Raw genomic sequence first — 17,594 nt, 5'->3', positions numbered from 1 at the left:
ATGTTTGAAGCAGATGAACTCAGCCCTTGCATGGACGCAGAATGGTTTGTTTCTGGTTATTCTGAACTCCAGCGCAAAATACTGGATGAGAGGCTGGGGAAGCCTTACCTAAACAGCGACCAAGTCCTAGCGAAACGAAATCTTCTGCGATTTAGCCAAGCTGTTTTAGCCAGTGCCCCTGCATGGATCGATTCTAAGTCTGGATTGGAGCGAGCTTTATGTGTGGCTGCTGGTGATATCGAAGCAGGATTCGGAATTCAGTCAGCTAATACGTCCGATTCTGTAGCCCAAGGCAGACATTTTCTAAAGGCCGCTTTGTTATATGATATGGCTGGTCTGCCTGGTGCATCTGCGAAGGTCGCTAGGGACTCAGCTTTCGATAATCGTGTGCAAGACTTTTTCTTGCGACGTCGAGAAAGTTTTTGGGGGAGTTTAAAAGATGCTTCGGCTTCTCCATCTGTTCAGGATGAGATATTAATACCAGAGGTAGAAGTACCAGGTGATATTAATAGGCTGGTACACACAGCAATAGCAGAGGCGCTTTTCCAACAAGGTGAGAATCTCCAGTTTGGAAAAGAAAAATCTGATCAGGTTCACTCTGTTTTTCGCGAGCTTAGTAATCAGGCGGGTAGTTATCGACTAGATCTCGCTGGTGATGATTTCATCGCTATTTCTAAGGTGTTGGATCAAAGGCGTGAGTATTCTAGCCTAGCGATCTTAGAAAAATATTCAGGTTTAGATCGCTCTCAAATCAACGCATTAGGTGTGCCTCTTGAATTTTGGCCGGTTCAAAAACAAGCCATTGAAGAAGGTCTTCTAGCGGAGAATATTATTAGCTACGGCCTGGCTGCGCCGACTGGGACAGGTAAAACCTCGTTAGCTAAAGTTTTGATTGCGTCTGCCATTAAGTCACAGCCAAATAAGAAAGTTGTGTATATTTCTCCTAGTCGCGCTCTCGTTCATCAAGTTTCTAGAGATTTGGCGGATTCACTTGGGCGGGTAGGTATAAAAGTCAGAGAATTGGGAGCTCATCTAACAGTTCATGAGCAATTGTCTACGTCCGATGAATCTGAGGTGCAGGTTCTAGTATTTACTCCTGAAAGGGCCGATCTGCTACTTAGGGTGGACCAAGAGTTCGTAAAAAATATTGCACTTGTTTTGGTAGATGAGGCGCATCATATTGAGCAGGGGTCCAGAGGGATTCTATTAGAATTTTATTTGTGGCGGATTAGACAGCTAGTATCTACAGATGCAAGAGTCATTCAGCTCTCTGCAGTAGCCCCAAATATATCTGATTTAGTATCATGGCTTAGTGTTGGTGAGAACTCCTCGTCGGTAAAGGTGGATTGGAGAACCAACCGGCTAAGACTAGGAAGGTTCGAGTTCATATCTGGCGAGGGGGTTTTGAAATTCGAAGGTGTAGAGCCAACGCCTTTAGCAGTAACTGAGTGTGATGATCGCCTTAGTAGATTGGCTCGCTTGGCGATGAATCTTTCGACGTCAGGAATTGTCCTAGTCCTTTGTACAACTGTGAGATTGTGTGAAGATCTCGCTGAGCGTATTTTCCAAATGAGATCTAAACTCGTGAATTATAGCGAGTATGACGGCGGGGAAGATATAGAAAGATTAGATGCTAAGATCGAAAGAGAGTTATACCCGGAATCATCACTAAGAAATCATATAAAGAGGAAGGTGGCTTATCATCATGCTCAACTTCCGCCGAGTGTGCGTATATCTCTAGAAGATATAATATCTGCAAAAAAAATTGATATTGTATGTGCTACTACAACCTTGGCGGAGGGGGTTAATTTTCCCTTTGCAACCGTACTGGTAGAATCGCTAGTTTCAAAAAATTACCAGATCACTCCGCGCTCTCTTTGGAATATTGCGGGCCGAGCTGGGAGGTTTGGAGTTGACTCTGAAGGACACTGCATACTTTTTGAACCCCAGAGTTATGAGCATAAGCTGCAGGGATTTACGTTACAAAATTACCTCGGAACGACTCTGGATTCTATACCTCCAGTGCAGTCAGCTTTAGGAGCGGCTTTGACTGAGCTTAAAGAGGCTATTGAGTCGGGGAAGATTCAAGAGTCTATTTTAGAAAGTGTTAAGCTTGGTAATATAAAAATTGATGGTAAAAATACAGCTCTTGCTAAAAGGATTCGTGGTCTAGTAAACCTCGTACGTGTGAGCTATACGCATGCAAGCGTTGCAGGGCTTGTGAAGTTGAATTCTGATAATGCTACCGAAATATCCACAAGCATGCTTGCATCTAACCAGATGAGCTTGGATGTCAAGGTGTTTGCCGATACTTTTAGTCTGCAACAGAAGAAAGTTATACAAACCGCATTTTCTTCTGATGCTGAATTGATGAATATTGCAGCCCGTATCGGTTGGTCACTTGAAGCCCAAGCAGAGCTTCATGAGTGGCTAATGTCGCTCGATGATTGGCGTCTCGAAAAATTTGGTCAGATAGTAGTTGGTGGACATATTTATAAATTTGATGCTCTGAGCTACCTATTAGGGCCAGTGTCAAAATTCATGTCTGAATTTGAAGGGGATAAACTTGGCGGGGTTACGTCTTTTGTTTCTTGTATCTGGGTCGAGGGTCAGCCACTAACGTCAATACGAGATCGTCAGCAGAATAAAAATCTTGGCGAGCTAGTTCGTATGATTTATTCAAAAGTTCAATATTTGCTGCCGTGGGCGCTTTATGGCGTGGCAGAGTTGTTGTCCTATGAGGCGAAACGTCGAAGAATCAAGGTTCAAGGTGGTGTTAGGGATTTATCTGTGCTGGCCGCTGAAGGTGTTCCTAACTTTAATGCCTTACAACTTGTGATGGGGCTTGGCCTGGAGCGAGTGGATGCAACTAGAATTGCAGCGGCCTATGGCGCGCCTAATACGGGTAAGAGACAAACAACTGATGTAGTAGGTTTTTTTAGAGGTTTAGAGGCCAAAGATCTGTTCCGAATTGTGCGTGGTAACGACAGGCGGCGTATAGATCCGGATATTTACGGTATATGGCAAAAAATTAACGGAAAAACGTAGAGGTCTAATCGTTTCGTCGCTGGGATACAGCACGTCTGCAACTCCTATCAGGCCAGATCGGTGACGCGAATGCCGGTAGTGTGTGTAAGCTATCGCGATCGCGTTCTATACATTGATACCACGCAAGCAAGGATTCTCGTTGCCCTCAGTCAAACACCCTTGACACACATTGAGCGTCAATCATCGCGGTAAGGATTGACGCTGTTCAAGGCTACTCACAGCCACATTGACAGGCTTTCTAGGCGAGAACTCTTCCTTGACCGAAAGAGTTGACCCCTCGGATACGGAAGCCGTGGCAGAAGAACACCTTGGATCCGCAGCAAGATGCACAGCCTGTTGGAAAGGTTCTCTACCTATTGGGCTTCGCCGAGGGGGCGGCGCCCGAACGGCTGGCTGTTCCCCGGAAAATGGGTCTAGGCTGAGCCCAACCGAACCACTACCAGCGAGCTCAATCGCTGGGGTTGGGGCAGCCCTCCGACCGAAGGCATTGCGCCATCAGGTCACAAAACAGATAATCGACAACTTTGCAAATTCAACCGCTCGAAATCATCGAGCCAAGGACGAACTGATGGCCAGCAAGAACCCCTATCAAGACCTTCATTTGAACATGACGAAGGTCGAAGGGTGCCTGCTGACCGCTGGGGCCACAGAAATTGTATTTGATGACCAGAATGCACGCGAACTGAAATTCAGCTTCTTATTTGAAAATGAACGTACGATGCTAAAATTTTTTCCAAAGATTGGTGGGCTATATACCATTGGAAAATCTGCAGGCCTGACTGCCCATTTTGATATATTTGCTGATGCCGTCAAAAAGGAGTGCTGCATCAGCAATCAAATAAGACTTGAATTTACGACAAAACTGGAAGATGGGCAACTTGCGAGCCTGTTCAGATTTTTAGAATCCGAAAAAGTTAACATTGAAGAGCTGAACGAGGAAGCCCACTGCAAAGTTTTCTCTTTGACTGGCGAGCTCGGAGATAAAATTAGGGTTAAGAAATTCAACAACAAATCCGTCCAATTTCAGGGCCGATACTTAAGTACAGCGATTCTAATTAATGACTTTCTTTGTAATGTATTAAGCATTCAAGATCTGCTGACCAAACAGATCGAAACGTTCAATATACCTGTTACGAAAGAGCAAGTTAGTGCCGAGCTTCTAGATAGAATTCCAGTGTCCCACGACTCAATTCATGAGCAGATTAGAAAGCAATTGGCATGCTCCTTAGCCCTTAGCAAAATTGAGATTGAACTTGAGGATTACAGCGCTATCTCATTCCCGGCACTCCGCGCTCTGGAAGGCTACCTTTTTGAGGTCCTTTCAAGGAACTTCAAGCCGGAAAATTCCTCAAAGATGGGAGAGTACTTTGAAAAAAGGCCAGACGGAACGTATGGTTTGACGGCCTTGCACGTGAAGGTTTGCGGTGAGGTTACGGCAACGGTAGCTGGGGAGTGCTACACTTATTGGCACGCAGAGCGCCACGGGACGTTCCATATGAGCACTGTGCTCGCCGCCACCAGAACTATCTCATTCGAAAATGCTCGCAGTATTTGCAATAGAGTTTACGAGCTTATCGAAACCGGCTGCAGGAGACTTTCATCATGAAAAATGTTTTCTGGATCGAAGGTCACCCAAGTGGTAGTAATGAGATATCGGCGCTTGTCCTTGCCGCTGATATAGAGAGCCCATTTGAGCACTTACATGATGTCGAAAAAAAGCTGACCGAATCAAATATTCGTGGATTAGTTGTATTCGACCTTCTCGTCAGCCATGGCAATAATAGAAATAGGTTTTTTTCTGCATTTTTCAATGGCAGAACATTCATTGATAAAGATTTTAAGTCCGAGCAAAATTCCTACTCCATCTACTCCCAGCTTTCAGCGCCACACTTAAAGACCCACGCAAAAGAAATAAACCACACGCTATTATCAACTGCTATGAAATATGCGATAAGAGAAGGAATCCCGCTCTAACAAATTCCAGCATAGCTTTTTCTACGAATTATCCCCCCTCATCCTGTAGCTCACCCTATCTCTTCCTACTAGATGCTTGATACATCTAGCACCTATCTAGTCAAAGTCACTAGCTAAAACTACATTAGAATGCAATTTTAGAATATTCTAATAAAATATACGAAATGCACTTCGCTGGTGCCTCACTACATTGAGATATCTATTTTTTTGTGCCGTTAATTCCAATTCTCTCGCGCGGCCCCATATTCATCTTGCGACACCGGTTTTAGTACGTCGTAGCTACTCATGACTCATGCCAGTGTGACTACTCAGCCTCTCACATATCGGGCGGGACGATGGGGGTGGGTGGTGAGGTAGCAGGGCGGGCTTCAAGCTCTGAAAGGGTATTTACCCCTATCCCTTGCAGAATAGATCGAAGGGTCGTTCGGGTGGTAAAGGTTGGCAAAATATCGCTGACGTTGTTCTGATCAATGAATCGCGGTTCAGTTGGAATGGTGGGATTCTCCATGCTTCTGCTCCTCTATCGTTGCTAAGAAAGGCCGCGCAGTTTCGCGGCGACGGCATCAGTCGAGCCTAGTCCGGAGTTGGATTGTTGTTAACGAAATTCGAAATCTCATCGGAGCGCGGGCTCAAATTATTGTCCTCGAACACAGGGTTGTCGCCAGGTTGCGATCTTTTGCTGTTTTCATCAATCGCTGTCGTTAACCTACACCCTGCCGTAGGCGCTAATGGGCGCTTGACTTGTATTGGCGCCGTCGATCACTGGAATTCCGGCATGTATGACATGAAAGGGCAGGGCGACGATTAGCCAGCTCATTCTCCGTATGGTTCGTGGCATTCCGCATGATCATCTGGACTCCAAAAGGAAAAGTGACGTATGGATTTTTTAGCCGCTAAAATTTCAGCGCCTGGACCAGTCGGAGCATTTCTTCTTGGTTGGCCTCGATTCGCTTTAGAAGAGCTCGCACTACACCCGGCGTCCAAGCCTTGCCACAGATGGCCATCTTGGGGTCATCGGTTAGCCACAGTTTTAGTAGCCCACCAAGTCGGCCCTGATCGGCGTTTACCTTTACGAGTTGCAATACGTATTTGGAGTCGAGCGTACTTTTGACCACATCACCCAGGCTCAGTCGCCGTAAATATTCTGCCACTGTCAGGCTCACATTGGCTGCATTCTCTTTGATTATTTGTTCCTCGCTCGGTAAGACCGGTACGCGAAGGTGCTTTCCGTGTTTTCGGGTATATTCCTGCCGTTTATTGGAGCTCACTAGTTAACCTCCGTTTGGTGTTCATAGAGTCGCGGTAGCGACCTGCCTCGCAGAGCAAGACAGCATTGAGTGCCGCAGGCGCGAATACGCGATAGTGAAGTTAGCTGACCGACTTGTCGGTTGGCTAACATCACCTGTCTTGCCCTAGAGCTTTGCGTTGTTTTGCCGAACAGCGTTGATTACTTAGATCGAGCTAAAGCGTTGTTTTACCGATCAGAAAAAAATTGATCGTCAGAGCAACGGTATTGTTCGGAGAAACAACGATCAAATGTTATTGATCGCCACAGCAACGCTAAATGTTCGGTTGCTGATAGCCTGGTTGATCTGTTTAGCGCTGTTTGCTATCGGCTATGGTGAGAACACGAGCATAGCGTCGAAATGCCTGGTAGCCGAAATTGACAGCACCCTCTTCGCTGAGTGTTTTCCAAATGCTCAGCAGTGAGCAACCTTGTTGAACTGCATCTTGTATATCGGATCGATGGATGACCATAACTGCGCGGTGAGCCAATGGACTTGTTGGGTCAGCGCGTTGAATCACACGCTCTGCGATTCTGAGAGTCAGTGGTTTCATTGCATTCTCCAGCTCGGCTTATTTGTCGTAATCCAAAAGAGGTCCCTCATCTGTCAAGCCGCACGGGGGTGGCGAGTTTGAGCTTCGTGTAGCTCTCTTTAACTTACCTAGATACTCCAAGCCTACGCCGGAACGCTCGCTTGCCTTGACACTTGGGGGGCTGTTGCGCGCCTTACTAGCTGGTATGGATGGGGCTGCCTCCAGAACAGCTTGTGGCGCCACTGGCCTAAAATTGAAGGTCCCTTCCCGGTATCGCTTGAGTACACCATGGAACCAGCGGATGGGAGTCGTCTTGATCGTTCCAGATTTGATCGCCGCAGATAGCTCGTCGAGCATACGTTGTCGATCGGCAGGCGCTACCTGCTCCAGTGCTTTGAAAACCTGGTCGCTGGTTTCCGCCAGCATCGGAGCCGTTAGCCGCAGGTCCTGCACGGCAACCCCCGAGACGGGCTGAGGAGTTGTAGTAGTATTTTGATTTATTAGTTTTTTTGTTTTGTAAGTCTTTGTAGGCTTCTGGTGATCCGAAGGTGGCTGATCCGAATGCGGGTTTTCCACATACGGGCTTTCCGTACTGATTTCAGACATTACTGATGGCTTTGGATGGTCACTTAGCCGCCATTCATACCCTGCGTAATAGCCACGGGTATCATATTTCTGTTCGATCTCTAAGTATCCTGCATCCTTCAGCTCCTGCACTCCAGATCGAATTAAAGTGGTCCCTGTCTTATAAATTTTAGCCAAGTGCTCAACGCTGAGACGATCATAATCAGATTTTAGCGAAAGTAGTCCTGAGATTAGTCCCTTTGCTTTCAGGCTAAGTCTTTGGTCGTTGAGTATGTGATTTGGTATTATTGTGAAGCCTCTTGGCCGATCTTGTCTTTCCACAATCAAAGTTATAGACATACCGCTAGCCCTGATCTATGGCTTTGGCTACATCGGCAGTGCGAAAGTAAATCCTTCGTCCAATCTTTACCTTGCAAGGTAAGAATTTTCTTGAAACTTCATTGTCACCGCTCAAGCTAATTCGTAGGCCGTCCTTACTTCGATGAAGTAACTCTGCTAACTGGTCTATCGACAGGAGCGGTGCTCCCGAGAAAAAAGCACGTATTGATTCTTCGGTCGTCATATTTCGGTCTCATCCGGTCAATTTCGGATATCGTATGACACACTTTAGTAACTTTGGAAGCTCTTTGTTGAAAATTATATTGACATTTGTAGCTTTAGCTAAACTTCGTTTGAAAGTTATAGCTAAAGCATGTGGTGGTTGACACGATTTTAGCTGCTAAAATTCTATTTTTTATAGTTCAGAATCTTTGGTTTGTTGTTTGTTAATATGCTTTAGCTAAACTTTATCTTTTTGTTTAGCTAAAGTTTTTTGTTTTTTGTTGGAGATGTTGTCCAACTTTGCTACCAGGTCTTCTGACCGTAGGTGCGTGTATCGCTTCAGCATCTGCATTGATTTGTGGCCGCTGATGCTGGATACCTCTTGGTCAGAAAGGCCGCCTTCAACGAGGCGGCTCACCGCCTCGTGTCTTAGGTCGTGGAATCTGAAATCCGGCAACTCAAGCTTTTTAACGAGCAATCCCCACACCTTGGTAAAGGCATAAGGTCGACGCTTTGCATCCTTGCCGGGCTCACCGAAAAACACCAGGCTGCAGTCACTTGGCCGAGCAGGATTTTCCATAGCCGATTGGAAAATCGCTGTCGCCCGTTTGCTCAAAGGCACAGTACGTTGTGCGTCGTTCTTGGTATCCACAAGCTTCACGATGCGACGCTCTAGATCGACCTGGGGTCTGCGTAGCGAACTGATCTCTGTAGACCGCATACCCGTCTCCAGAGCAATACCAACGATCCAGCCAAGCATGGGGTTGCTGTGCTTGTTCACTGCGGCCAGTAAACGGCGCTCCTCGTCAGGTGATAACCGACGATTGCGGCCTTCCCCTGGACTAGGTTTGCGGATGTTTAGGACCGGGTTGAATGTGAGGCCCAGCCCCCATTCTTGAATTGCGACCGTGAATAGGTGGCTCAGCAGAGCGAGCTCTAGGCGTACGGTGTTATTGCTGGTAGTGCCGGCACGCCCTTTTTCGTTTAGGCGTTTGTCGCGGTAGCTCGCGATAGTTTCAGCGGAAAGGGCCGCTAGTGAATATTTGCCCAGGTGTTCTGTGAGCTTCTTTGCTTTCGACGTTTCGCCGCGCTGGGTGGTGGGCTTCTTGGTGGGGGTAATGTCGCTCAAGTAGCGCTTGAGGGCTGCTTCCAGCGTCATACGCTCGGACCCGCTGCGCTGGATATAAACACCCCTGACCATTTCGTCTTCTGTACGTCGTGACCAGTCCTCGGCATCACGCTTGGTGCGGAAGGTTTTCGCTACTGTTGGCCATCCGGTTTTACGGATTAACGCCTTCCAGGTACCAGAAGGGGTCTTAACGAGTGTTGCCATCTGAAGGACTCCAAAGGTGTACTGGCGCACCAGCACTGTACCGATTTTGTACCTTCGGACCATAGGACTGTATTTGATGTGGTCCCGCCAGAAACGCGAAAGCCGCGCAATGCGCGGCTTTGAGTATGGTGGGCCCACACGGACTTGAACCGTGGACCAAAGGATTATGAGTCCTCTGCTCTAACCAACTGAGCTATAGGCCCTCAGTAGGCCGCGGATTATAGCGACGGTTTCTCGGCTGTGCTATCCGAAAAATCTGATACGGCTATACGAAGAAACGTCGCGGCAAACTCCTCTGGTGGCAGCGGCAGGCTGACGATGTAGCCCTGGATCTGTTCGCAGCCTTCGGCGGCGAGGAATTGTTGCTGGGCCTGGGTTTCCACGCCTTCGGCGATCACGGTGAATTGCATGCTGCGGCCCAGGGCGATGATGGCGCGGACAATCGCCGCGTCGTGCGGGTCGTCGGGCAGGCCACGGACGAAAGACTGGTCGATCTTGAGGATATCCAGTGGCAGGCGCTTGAGGTAACTCAGCGAGGAATAGCCGGTGCCAAAGTCGTCGATGGCCAGTTGCACCCCCAGGTGTTTGAGCTGGTGCAGTACCGCCAGCGCTTCTTCGGCCTGGCTCATGATGAAGTTTTCGGTAATTTCCAGTTGCAGTAATTCCGGCCGCAGACGGTTGTCCTTGAGCAGTTGCTCGATGCGTCCCAGCAGGTTCGGCTGGCGCAGTTGTGCGCCGGCGAGGTTCACCGACAGAGGGCCGAGGGATTCGTAGATCTGGCCCCACTCGAACATTTGCCGGCAGGCGGTTTCCAGCACCCAGTCGCCGATTTGCAGAATCATGCCGTTCTCTTCCGCCAGCGGGATGAAGTGCTCCGGCGGCACTTCGCCGAAATTCGGATGGCGCCAGCGGATCAGGGCTTCGGCGCCGACCAGGCTGTGATCGTCGAGGCTGATTTTCGGTTGGTAATAGAGGTACAACTCCTCGCGCTCGATGGCCCGGCGAAGTTCGTGTTCCAGCGCCACACGCTCGCTGGCCTGGGCGGTGAGATCGCGGGTGTAGCTTTCGACCCGGTTGCGCCCCTTGGCCTTGGAGCGGTACATCGCCGCGTCCGCGTTCTTGATCAGGGTCGCGACATCGCAACCGTCACGCGGGTAAAGGCTGGTGCCGATGCTGGCGCTGATGAAGAACTCATGCTCGCCAGCCTGGAACGGCGCGCCAAAGCAGTTCAGCAGTTTGGTGGCGATGTTGTCGGCATCGCCGGGCTGCTGCAGGCCGGGCAGCAGAATGATGAATTCGTCGCCACCCAGGCGCGCAACGGTGTCGATATCGCGCAATTGCTCCTTGAGGCGCACGGCGATGCCCTTGAGCAGCAGGTCGCCGACCGGGTGACCGAGGCTGTCGTTGATGTGCTTGAAACGATCGAGGTCGAGGAACAGGACTGCGCCCTGGCCGCCGTTTTCCTGCTGACTGTTGAGTGCCATCAGCAGGCGACTTTCGAACAGTGTTCGATTCGGCAGGCCGGTGAGCGGGTCGTGATGCGCCTGATAGTCGAGTTTGGCCTGGGCGTGCTTCAGGCTGGAGATATCGGCGAACACCGCAACGAAGTGAGTGATGAACTTGTCGCGGTTGCGCACGGCGCTGATGGTCAGCCAGCTCGGGTACAACTCGCCGTTCTTGCGCCGGTTGGAGATTTCTCCCTGCCAGTGACCTTCGTCGGTCAATTGATGCCACATCGCCGCGTAGAACGCACTGTCGTGCAACCCTGAAGCCAGCAGGCGCGGGGTGTGGCCCAGCGCTTCGCTTTCGCTGTAACCGGTGATTTCGGTGAACGCCCGGTTCACGGCGCTGATGTGTTGCTGGGTGTCGGTGATCAACACGCCTTCGGCAGTGCTCTCGAACACGGTCGCAGCCTGTTGCAGTTTTTCCTGCATCAGGTGGCGTTCGGTAATGTCTCGGGCGATGGTCAGCATGCAGTCTTCGTCGCCGATCGGCAGCGGACGGCTGGACACCTCGCAGAGCCGGATCTGCCCGTCGCTGCGGCGGATGTGGCAGCTGAAGTCGCGAACGAATCCGTCGCGATGCAGCAGGTCGAGCATTTGCTTGCGTTCGTTGAGGTTGACCCAGATGCCCAGGTCCAGCGCCGAGCGATCCACCGACATGGCGCTGTTGAAGCCGGTGATACGACTGAAACCTTCGTTAACCTCCAGCAGCAGGCCATCACTCTGGCGCGACAGCAGCAGACCGTCCGGCGAGGCGTGGAAGGCCTTGGCGAACTTTTCTTCGGAGGTTTGCAGTTGCTGCTGGGTTTCCTTGAGCTGGGTAATGTCGCGCACCACCACGACCAGCGCCGGTGTGGTGTCGAGTTCGAAGGGTTCGGCGGAAATCAGCCCGGTGAACACCTGGCCATTGTTGCGACGAAAGGGCATCTCCAGGTTACGAATGCTGCCGGCTTGCAGGCGCTGAAGCAGGCCCGGGCCAACCCCGGGAATGCCCCAGATATTGAGTTCGGTGGCGGTCTGGCCAATCACTTCTTCGGCCTTGAGCCCGATCTGCTCCTCAAAGGCTTCGTTCACTTCCAGCAGGCAGCCGTCGGATAGCCGGGCGATGACCAGAATGTCCGGGCATTGCTGGAATACCGAAGCGAACTTCTGTTCCGACAGGCGCAACGCCTCTTCGGTGCGCTTGGTTTCGCTGATGTCGATCATCAGGCCACGCATTACCGGTTCGTGGCCGTGTTCGATCAGGCTGACGATGTCGCGGACCCACAAGCAACGACCGTCAGCGGTGATCACCCGGTAATCGAGGCTGTGATCGCGTCCTGCCAGCACTTCGTGATCGCAGAAACTCTGGGCACGGGTCAGGTCTGCCGGGTGAATGATGTTGCGCCAGAAGCCTGGAATCAGCCAATGGGACAGTGGATAGCCGAGCAGGTCTTCGGCGTGGGGCGAAACATAGCTGTAGGTGAAATCGCTGATCCGCGCTTCCCAGGCGATGGCCGAGAGACTTTCCACCAGTCCGCGATAGTGGTATTCGCTGCTGCGCAGTTCCTGTTCGAGGTCGATGCGTCGGGCGATTTCCGAACTCAGGCGACGATTGATGCGGATCACCACCGCCAGGACGATGACCAGAAGCGATAGACCTGGTAAACCGTAAACCAGCAGATCCGACCAGAATGTCCGGTGATCGAGGACGTTGCCGACCCAATGCTCCTGAATGCTGCTGATTTCCTCAGGGGACATGTCGGCCAGCACTTTGTCCAGAATCCCCACCAGCATTTTGTTGTCGCGCGGGACGCCCATCGCCAGTTGATAGCGGTAAGGGGTTTCGCCGCTGACGTACAAGCCGTCGAGTTTGAGCTGGCGCAGGCTCCAGACACTGGAGGCCAGATCGCCGACCACCGCGTCCACTTCATCGGTGGCCAAGGCCTGCAATGCTGAGCTGACGTTGGGCATTGCCACCAGATTCAGGTCTGGGTGATGGGTGCGCAGCAGCTCGTGGGGCGCGTAGTTTTCGACCACGGCGATTTTCAGGCCGTAAAGCTCCTCGAGCTTGCGCGGCTGTGGGCCGCCGACGTGGGCGAGGATGACGATCGGAAAGTCGAGATAAGGGCGGGTGAACGACAGGTAACTCTGACGCTCCGGCGTGGACATGATGCCCGGCAGCAGGTCGATCGTGCCGTTTTTCGCCTGTTCGAGCACGACCGTCCAGCTCACCGGCTCGATGGGGGTGAGCTTGATCGCCAGGCGTTGGCGAATCACATCGATATAGTCCGCTGCCAGGCCCTGATAGCGGTTCTGGTCGTCGCGGAACTCGAAGGGCGGCCACGACGCATCGACACCCAGGCGCAAGTCCGGGTGGGCCGCCAGCCAGCTACGTTCTTCATCGGTCAGAGTCAGCGCGTCAGCCGTTGCGGTCCAGATCATCAGTGACAGCAAAAAAAGCACGGACGCCAGTCTGGGCATAACGGTCTCGTTATGGCTCGGGGGAATGTTTCGAGTGTAGACGGGCTGCGCGCGGGGGAGGGCGGTGCGAGGTATTTAATCTGCCATATAAACAAAACCCCCGGCCTGGGCCGGGGGTTCTGGTGTCACTCGTCGAGGAAGGAGCGCAGATGCTCGCTTCGCGTCGGGTGGCGCAGCTTGCGCAGCGCCTTGGCTTCGATCTGACGGATCCGCTCACGGGTCACGTCAAACTGTTTCCCGACTTCTTCGAGCGTATGGTCGGTGTTCATGTCGATACCGAAACGCATGCGCAGTACCTTGGCTTCACGGGCAGTAAGGCCGGACAGCACTTCGCGGGTCGCTTCTTTCAGGCTCTCAACAGTGGCGACATCGATTGGCGACTGCATGGTCGAGTCTTCGATGAAGTCACCCAGATGGGAGTCTTCGTCATCACCGATCGGTGTTTCCATGGAGATCGGCTCTTTGGCGATCTTCAATACCTTGCGGATCTTGTCCTCAGGCATTTCCATGCGTTCACCCAGCTCTTCCGGGGTCGGTTCGCGACCCATTTCCTGCAGCATCTGGCGGGAAATGCGGTTGAGCTTGTTGATCGTCTCGATCATGTGCACCGGAATACGGATGGTGCGGGCCTGGTCGGCGATCGAGCGAGTGATCGCCTGACGGATCCACCAGGTGGCATAAGTCGAGAACTTGTAACCACGACGGTATTCGAACTTGTCCACCGCTTTCATCAGACCGATGTTGCCTTCCTGGATCAGATCGAGGAATTGCAGGCCGCGGTTGGTGTACTTCTTGGCGATGGAGATCACCAGACGCAAGTTCGCTTCAACCATCTCTTTCTTCGCGCGGCGGGCTTTCGCCTCACCGATCGACATGCGACGGTTGATGTCCTTGATCTCGGCGATGGTCAGGCCGGTCTCGGTTTCCAGTGCGGTCAGCTTTTGCTGGCAACGGATGATGTCCGGTTGCACGCGGGCGATGGCTTCGGCGTACTTGCTCTTGCCTTTGGCCAGGGCGTCGGACCAGCTTTCGTCGACTTCATTGCCAGGGAACTGACGCAGGAAGTCGGCACGTGGCATACGTGCATCACGTACGCACAGTTGCATGATCGCGCGCTCTTGCTGACGCAGACGATCCAGGGCACTGCGAACACGCTCGACCAGGGCTTCGAATTGCTTCGGCACCAGCTTGATCGGCATGAACAGCTCGGCCAGGGCCAACAGTTCGGCAATTGCCGCCTTGTTGTGACGACCGTGCTTTTTCAGGGCCTTGCGGGTGATTTCCATCTGGTCGGCCACGGCGCCGAAGCGCTGTGCGGCAATGACCGGATCCGGACCGCTTTCGGCTTCTTCTTCATCATCGGAAGCTTCGGCATCGTCATCGTCGTCGGACTCTTCCGCTTTCGCCGCTTTCGCGTCGATCGGTGGCGGTACTTCGGCGGCTGGCGGCGTAATGCCGTCGTCCGGGTCGATGTAACCGCTCAGAACGTCGGACAGGCGACCACCTTCGGTGGTGACGCGAGTGTACTCGGAGAGAATATGGTCAACCGTGCCAGGGAAGTGCGCGATAGCGCTCATCACTTCACGGATGCCTTCTTCGATACGCTTGGCGATTTCGATTTCGCCTTCACGAGTCAGAAGCTCGACCGTACCCATTTCACGCATGTACATGCGCACCGGGTCAGTGGTGCGACCGATATCGGTCTCCACCGCCGCCAACGCAGCGGCTGCTTCTTCCGCAGCGGCCTCGTCGGTATCGGCGTCGGCCAGCATAAGGGCGTCCGCATCCGGAGCACTCTCGTGTACGGGGATCCCCATGTCGTTAATCATGCGGATGATGTCTTCCACCTGCTCCGGATCTGAAATATCCTCGGGCAGGTGGTCGTTGACCTCGGCGTAAGTCAGATACTTCTGCTCACGACCCAGTTTGATCAACTCAATAATACGAGACTGCTGTTGCGCTTTTCCGGACATAACACCCTATCCACTGAAGGTCTTGGCGGGCAAAAAACAAGCCGAGGATTATACCTGAGCTATGACCTCACGCGCCAGTTGAGGTCGGGTTTGATGCGGAAACATTGCGACTTAAAAGGTCGCGCAGTTGATTTTTCTCATCGATGCTCAGTTCGCTTTGACGCGCTTTCCTGAGCAGTTGTTCCAGATTTCGCTCGCGTTGGCGGGCTGACAAGCTAGTAATGGTGTCGAAAAACTGTTGTTCAAGGTTGTCTCCGTCAATCAGCCATTCCTTTTCCGCCAGCGCCTTGAGCAGGCGACCCTGTTCGGTTCCGTGCCATCGCGCGATCAACTGAAATGAGTTTAGCTTGGGATTCTTCTGTACGGCTTCGAGCAGTGCCACCAGCAGTTGTGCGTTGGTCTGGTTCTCGTCCGCGAAGTGCCCGGCATCCTCGACTTTTTCCGCCAGTTGCGGGTGATGCAGCAAGGTTCTCAGGGCGGCCAGGGTCGGTGGTTCGACGGCGGCCGGCACGCGCGGGGCACGAGGCTGGTCACGATCACCGCCGCGCTTGCCATTCTTGTCCCACGGTTTCTTGTCCCATTTCTTGCCGCCGGCGCCGGATTTCTTCGGCGTCCATTCCTGCTGCGGCACATACATGTCCTGTGCCTGCGGCTGATGGTAGTCGCTGTAGTCCGGCATGGCGTCGTAATCGATGCCCGGGTCGTAGGCCGGCGGTGCTTCCTGCGGAGCGCTCTGGGCCAGCTGACTGACGCTCTCGCTGCTCAGGCCGGTGATCTCGGTCAGGCGCTGGCGCATCAGGATGCGCAGGTTGGCGCCAGGGACCTTGTCGATCAGTGGTGCTGCGAGCGTGGCCATATGGGCCTTGCCCTCGAGCGAGCGCGGGTCGGCTTCCTCGGTCAGTTGCTGGAAGAAGTAGTCCGCCAGCGGCTGTGCATGCTGATTGATCCGGGCGCGGAAGGCGTCGGTGCCTTCCGCGCGGATCAAGGTATCCGGGTCTTCGCCTTCGGGCAGAAACAGAAAGCGTGCGCGGCGCCCGTCCTGCAGGCTGGAAAGCGTTGCTTCCAGTGCGCGCCAGGCAGCATTGCGGCCAGCCTGGTCGCCGTCGAAGCAAAACAGCACGTTCGGCACGACGCGAAACAGGCGCTTGAGATGTTCTTCGCTGGTGGCGGTGCCGAGTGTCGCGACGGCATTGCGCAGGCCTTGCTGGGCCAGGGCGATGACGTCCATATAGCCCTCGACGACGATGATTTCGTCGAGGTTGCGATTGTTCTTGCGTGCCTCATAGAGGCCGTAGAGCTCCTGGCCTTTATGAAAGACCGGGGTTTCCGGCGAGTTCAGGTACTTTGGCTTGTCGTCGCCGAGCACTCGGCCACCGAATGCGATGATTCGTCCACGGGTGTCGCGGATCGGGAACATCACGCGATCGCGGAAGCGGTCATAGCGTTTGCCGGTTTCGGCGTTCTCGATCAGCAGGCCGGCGTCGATCATGGCTTTTTGCTGCAAGGTGTCGCTGCTCAAGTGTTTGAACAGGTTGTCCCAGCCCGGCGGTGCAAATCCGAGACCGAAGTCCCGGGCGATCTCGCCGGTCAGGCCGCGCCCCTTGAGGTAATCCACCGCTGCCTTGCGTGCCGGATGGCTCTTGAGCGCCTGCCGGTAAAAGTCGGCAGCGGCGGTGAGCAGCGGGTACAGCGGTGAATCGGTTGGCTGGCGCGGTTTGTTCGAGCGGCCGCCTTCTTCGCGCGGCACTTCCATGCCGGCGGCCTTGGCCAGGTCTTCGACAGCCTGGGGGAAGTCCAGGTTGTCGTGATCCATGAGAAAGCCGAGGGCGTTGCCGCCCGCGCCGCAGCCGAAGCAGTAATAGAACTGCTTGTCGGGGCTGACGCTGAACGACGGGGTTTTCTCTTTGTGGAACGGGCAGCAGGCGGTGTAGTTCTTGCCGGCCTTCTTCAATTGCACGCGCGAGCTGACCACGTCGACGATGTCGGTGCGGTTCAGAAGGTCGTCAATGAAGCTCTGGGGAATCAGCCCGGCCATGGCGTTCTCGTCTGCGCTGTAATGGATCCGATGCGAAATGCCGCCGGACGCGGATCATTGAGTGATGCGCGCACGTGGGGCGGCTCGACCGGTGTCGTTTGCGTAATCGCTGTCGGGAAGTGTATCTGCCGAAAATCCACTGACGTTAGTACTCATCAGTCTTCGACTATTCGAAAATGTTGCGCTGAATCCGCTGACGGCCTGTAATCGGCCTCGGATAGCTCATGAAGCGGGCACGCAAGCAGGTGCCTTGGGCTGATCGTCGTAAGAGGAATCAGTGGGTGTGCTCGTCAGTAGCCTTGAAAGGCTCGTCAGAAAAGACG

General features: G+C 53.1%; 12 protein-coding genes and 1 tRNA gene. 3 read left to right on the top strand and 10 right to left on the bottom strand.

The annotated features are described in order from the left end of the window. The 3 genes from KJY40_RS27700 to KJY40_RS27690 all read left to right on the top strand — a co-directional run bounded on the left by KJY40_RS27700 (nucleotide 1) and on the right by KJY40_RS27690 (nucleotide 5,022). Nucleotides 1–3,048: a DEAD/DEAH box helicase gene (locus KJY40_RS27700; RefSeq protein WP_230733869.1), complete on the top strand. Its 3,048-nt coding sequence runs from the start codon at nucleotides 1–3 to the stop codon at nucleotides 3,046–3,048. A gap of 568 nt (nucleotides 3,049–3,616) precedes the next feature. Then, nucleotides 3,617–4,654 (top strand): type II toxin-antitoxin system RnlA family toxin, encoded by a 1,038-nt coding sequence (locus KJY40_RS27695; RefSeq protein WP_230733868.1) that lies wholly within the window; start codon nucleotides 3,617–3,619, stop codon nucleotides 4,652–4,654. Continuing rightward, nucleotides 4,651–5,022: a type II toxin-antitoxin system RnlB family antitoxin gene (locus tag KJY40_RS27690; protein WP_230733866.1), complete on the top strand. Its 372-nt coding sequence runs from the start codon at nucleotides 4,651–4,653 to the stop codon at nucleotides 5,020–5,022. Before KJY40_RS27695 ends, KJY40_RS27690 begins: the two co-directional genes overlap by 4 nt. A gap of 316 nt (nucleotides 5,023–5,338) precedes the next feature. Here the strand turns inward: KJY40_RS27690 and KJY40_RS27685 are convergent, their stop codons facing one another. The 10 genes from KJY40_RS27685 to dnaG form a co-directional block, all read right to left on the bottom strand. Then, on the bottom strand, nucleotides 5,339–5,530 hold the full coding sequence (locus KJY40_RS27685; protein ID WP_230733864.1) for a hypothetical protein: 192 nt from the start codon (nucleotides 5,528–5,530) through the stop codon (nucleotides 5,339–5,341). A gap of 385 nt (nucleotides 5,531–5,915) precedes the next feature. Further along, nucleotides 5,916–6,290 (bottom strand): conjugal transfer transcriptional regulator TraJ, encoded by a 375-nt coding sequence (traJ, locus tag KJY40_RS27680; RefSeq protein WP_230733863.1) that lies wholly within the window; start codon nucleotides 6,288–6,290, stop codon nucleotides 5,916–5,918. A gap of 328 nt (nucleotides 6,291–6,618) precedes the next feature. Then, complete coding sequence (locus KJY40_RS27675) at nucleotides 6,619–6,861, bottom strand: TraK family protein (protein ID WP_230733862.1); 243 nt, start codon at nucleotides 6,859–6,861, stop codon at nucleotides 6,619–6,621. 18 nt (nucleotides 6,862–6,879) lie between these two features. Continuing rightward, a complete protein-coding gene (locus tag KJY40_RS27670) occupies nucleotides 6,880–7,764 on the bottom strand; it encodes a helix-turn-helix domain-containing protein (RefSeq protein WP_230733861.1) in 885 nt (294 codons plus the stop codon). A gap of 4 nt (nucleotides 7,765–7,768) precedes the next feature. Then, on the bottom strand, nucleotides 7,769–7,987 hold the full coding sequence (locus KJY40_RS27665; protein ID WP_230733859.1) for a helix-turn-helix domain-containing protein: 219 nt from the start codon (nucleotides 7,985–7,987) through the stop codon (nucleotides 7,769–7,771). Nucleotides 7,988–8,203: 216 nt separating this feature from the next. Then, the gene (locus KJY40_RS27660; protein ID WP_230733858.1) at nucleotides 8,204–9,298 is read right to left on the bottom strand and encodes a site-specific integrase; all 1,095 of its coding nucleotides are present in this window, start codon (nucleotides 9,296–9,298) and stop codon (nucleotides 8,204–8,206) included. Nucleotides 9,299–9,424: 126 nt separating this feature from the next. Next, nucleotides 9,425–9,501 (bottom strand) — tRNA-Ile (locus tag KJY40_RS27655). 15 nt (nucleotides 9,502–9,516) lie between these two features. Further along, nucleotides 9,517–13,263 carry a bifunctional diguanylate cyclase/phosphodiesterase gene (locus tag KJY40_RS27650; protein WP_230733857.1) on the bottom strand — a complete coding sequence of 1,249 codons (3,747 nt, stop codon included), beginning with the start codon at nucleotides 13,261–13,263 and terminating at the stop codon, nucleotides 9,517–9,519. A 125-nt stretch (nucleotides 13,264–13,388) separates the two neighbouring features. Next, the gene (gene rpoD / locus KJY40_RS27645; RefSeq protein ID WP_230733856.1) at nucleotides 13,389–15,236 is read right to left on the bottom strand and encodes an RNA polymerase sigma factor RpoD; all 1,848 of its coding nucleotides are present in this window, start codon (nucleotides 15,234–15,236) and stop codon (nucleotides 13,389–13,391) included. 67 nt (nucleotides 15,237–15,303) lie between these two features. Next, the gene (gene dnaG, locus KJY40_RS27640; protein ID WP_230733854.1) at nucleotides 15,304–17,271 is read right to left on the bottom strand and encodes a DNA primase; all 1,968 of its coding nucleotides are present in this window, start codon (nucleotides 17,269–17,271) and stop codon (nucleotides 15,304–15,306) included. Between the last annotated feature and the right edge of the window lie 323 nt (nucleotides 17,272–17,594).

It is taken from the genome of Pseudomonas fitomaticsae, from assembly GCF_021018765.1.
Taxonomy (GTDB): Bacteria; Pseudomonadota; Gammaproteobacteria; order Pseudomonadales; family Pseudomonadaceae; genus Aquipseudomonas; species Aquipseudomonas fitomaticsae.
The sequence above is the reverse complement of the archived record's forward strand: the minus strand, read 5'-3'. Positions and strand labels throughout refer to the sequence as shown.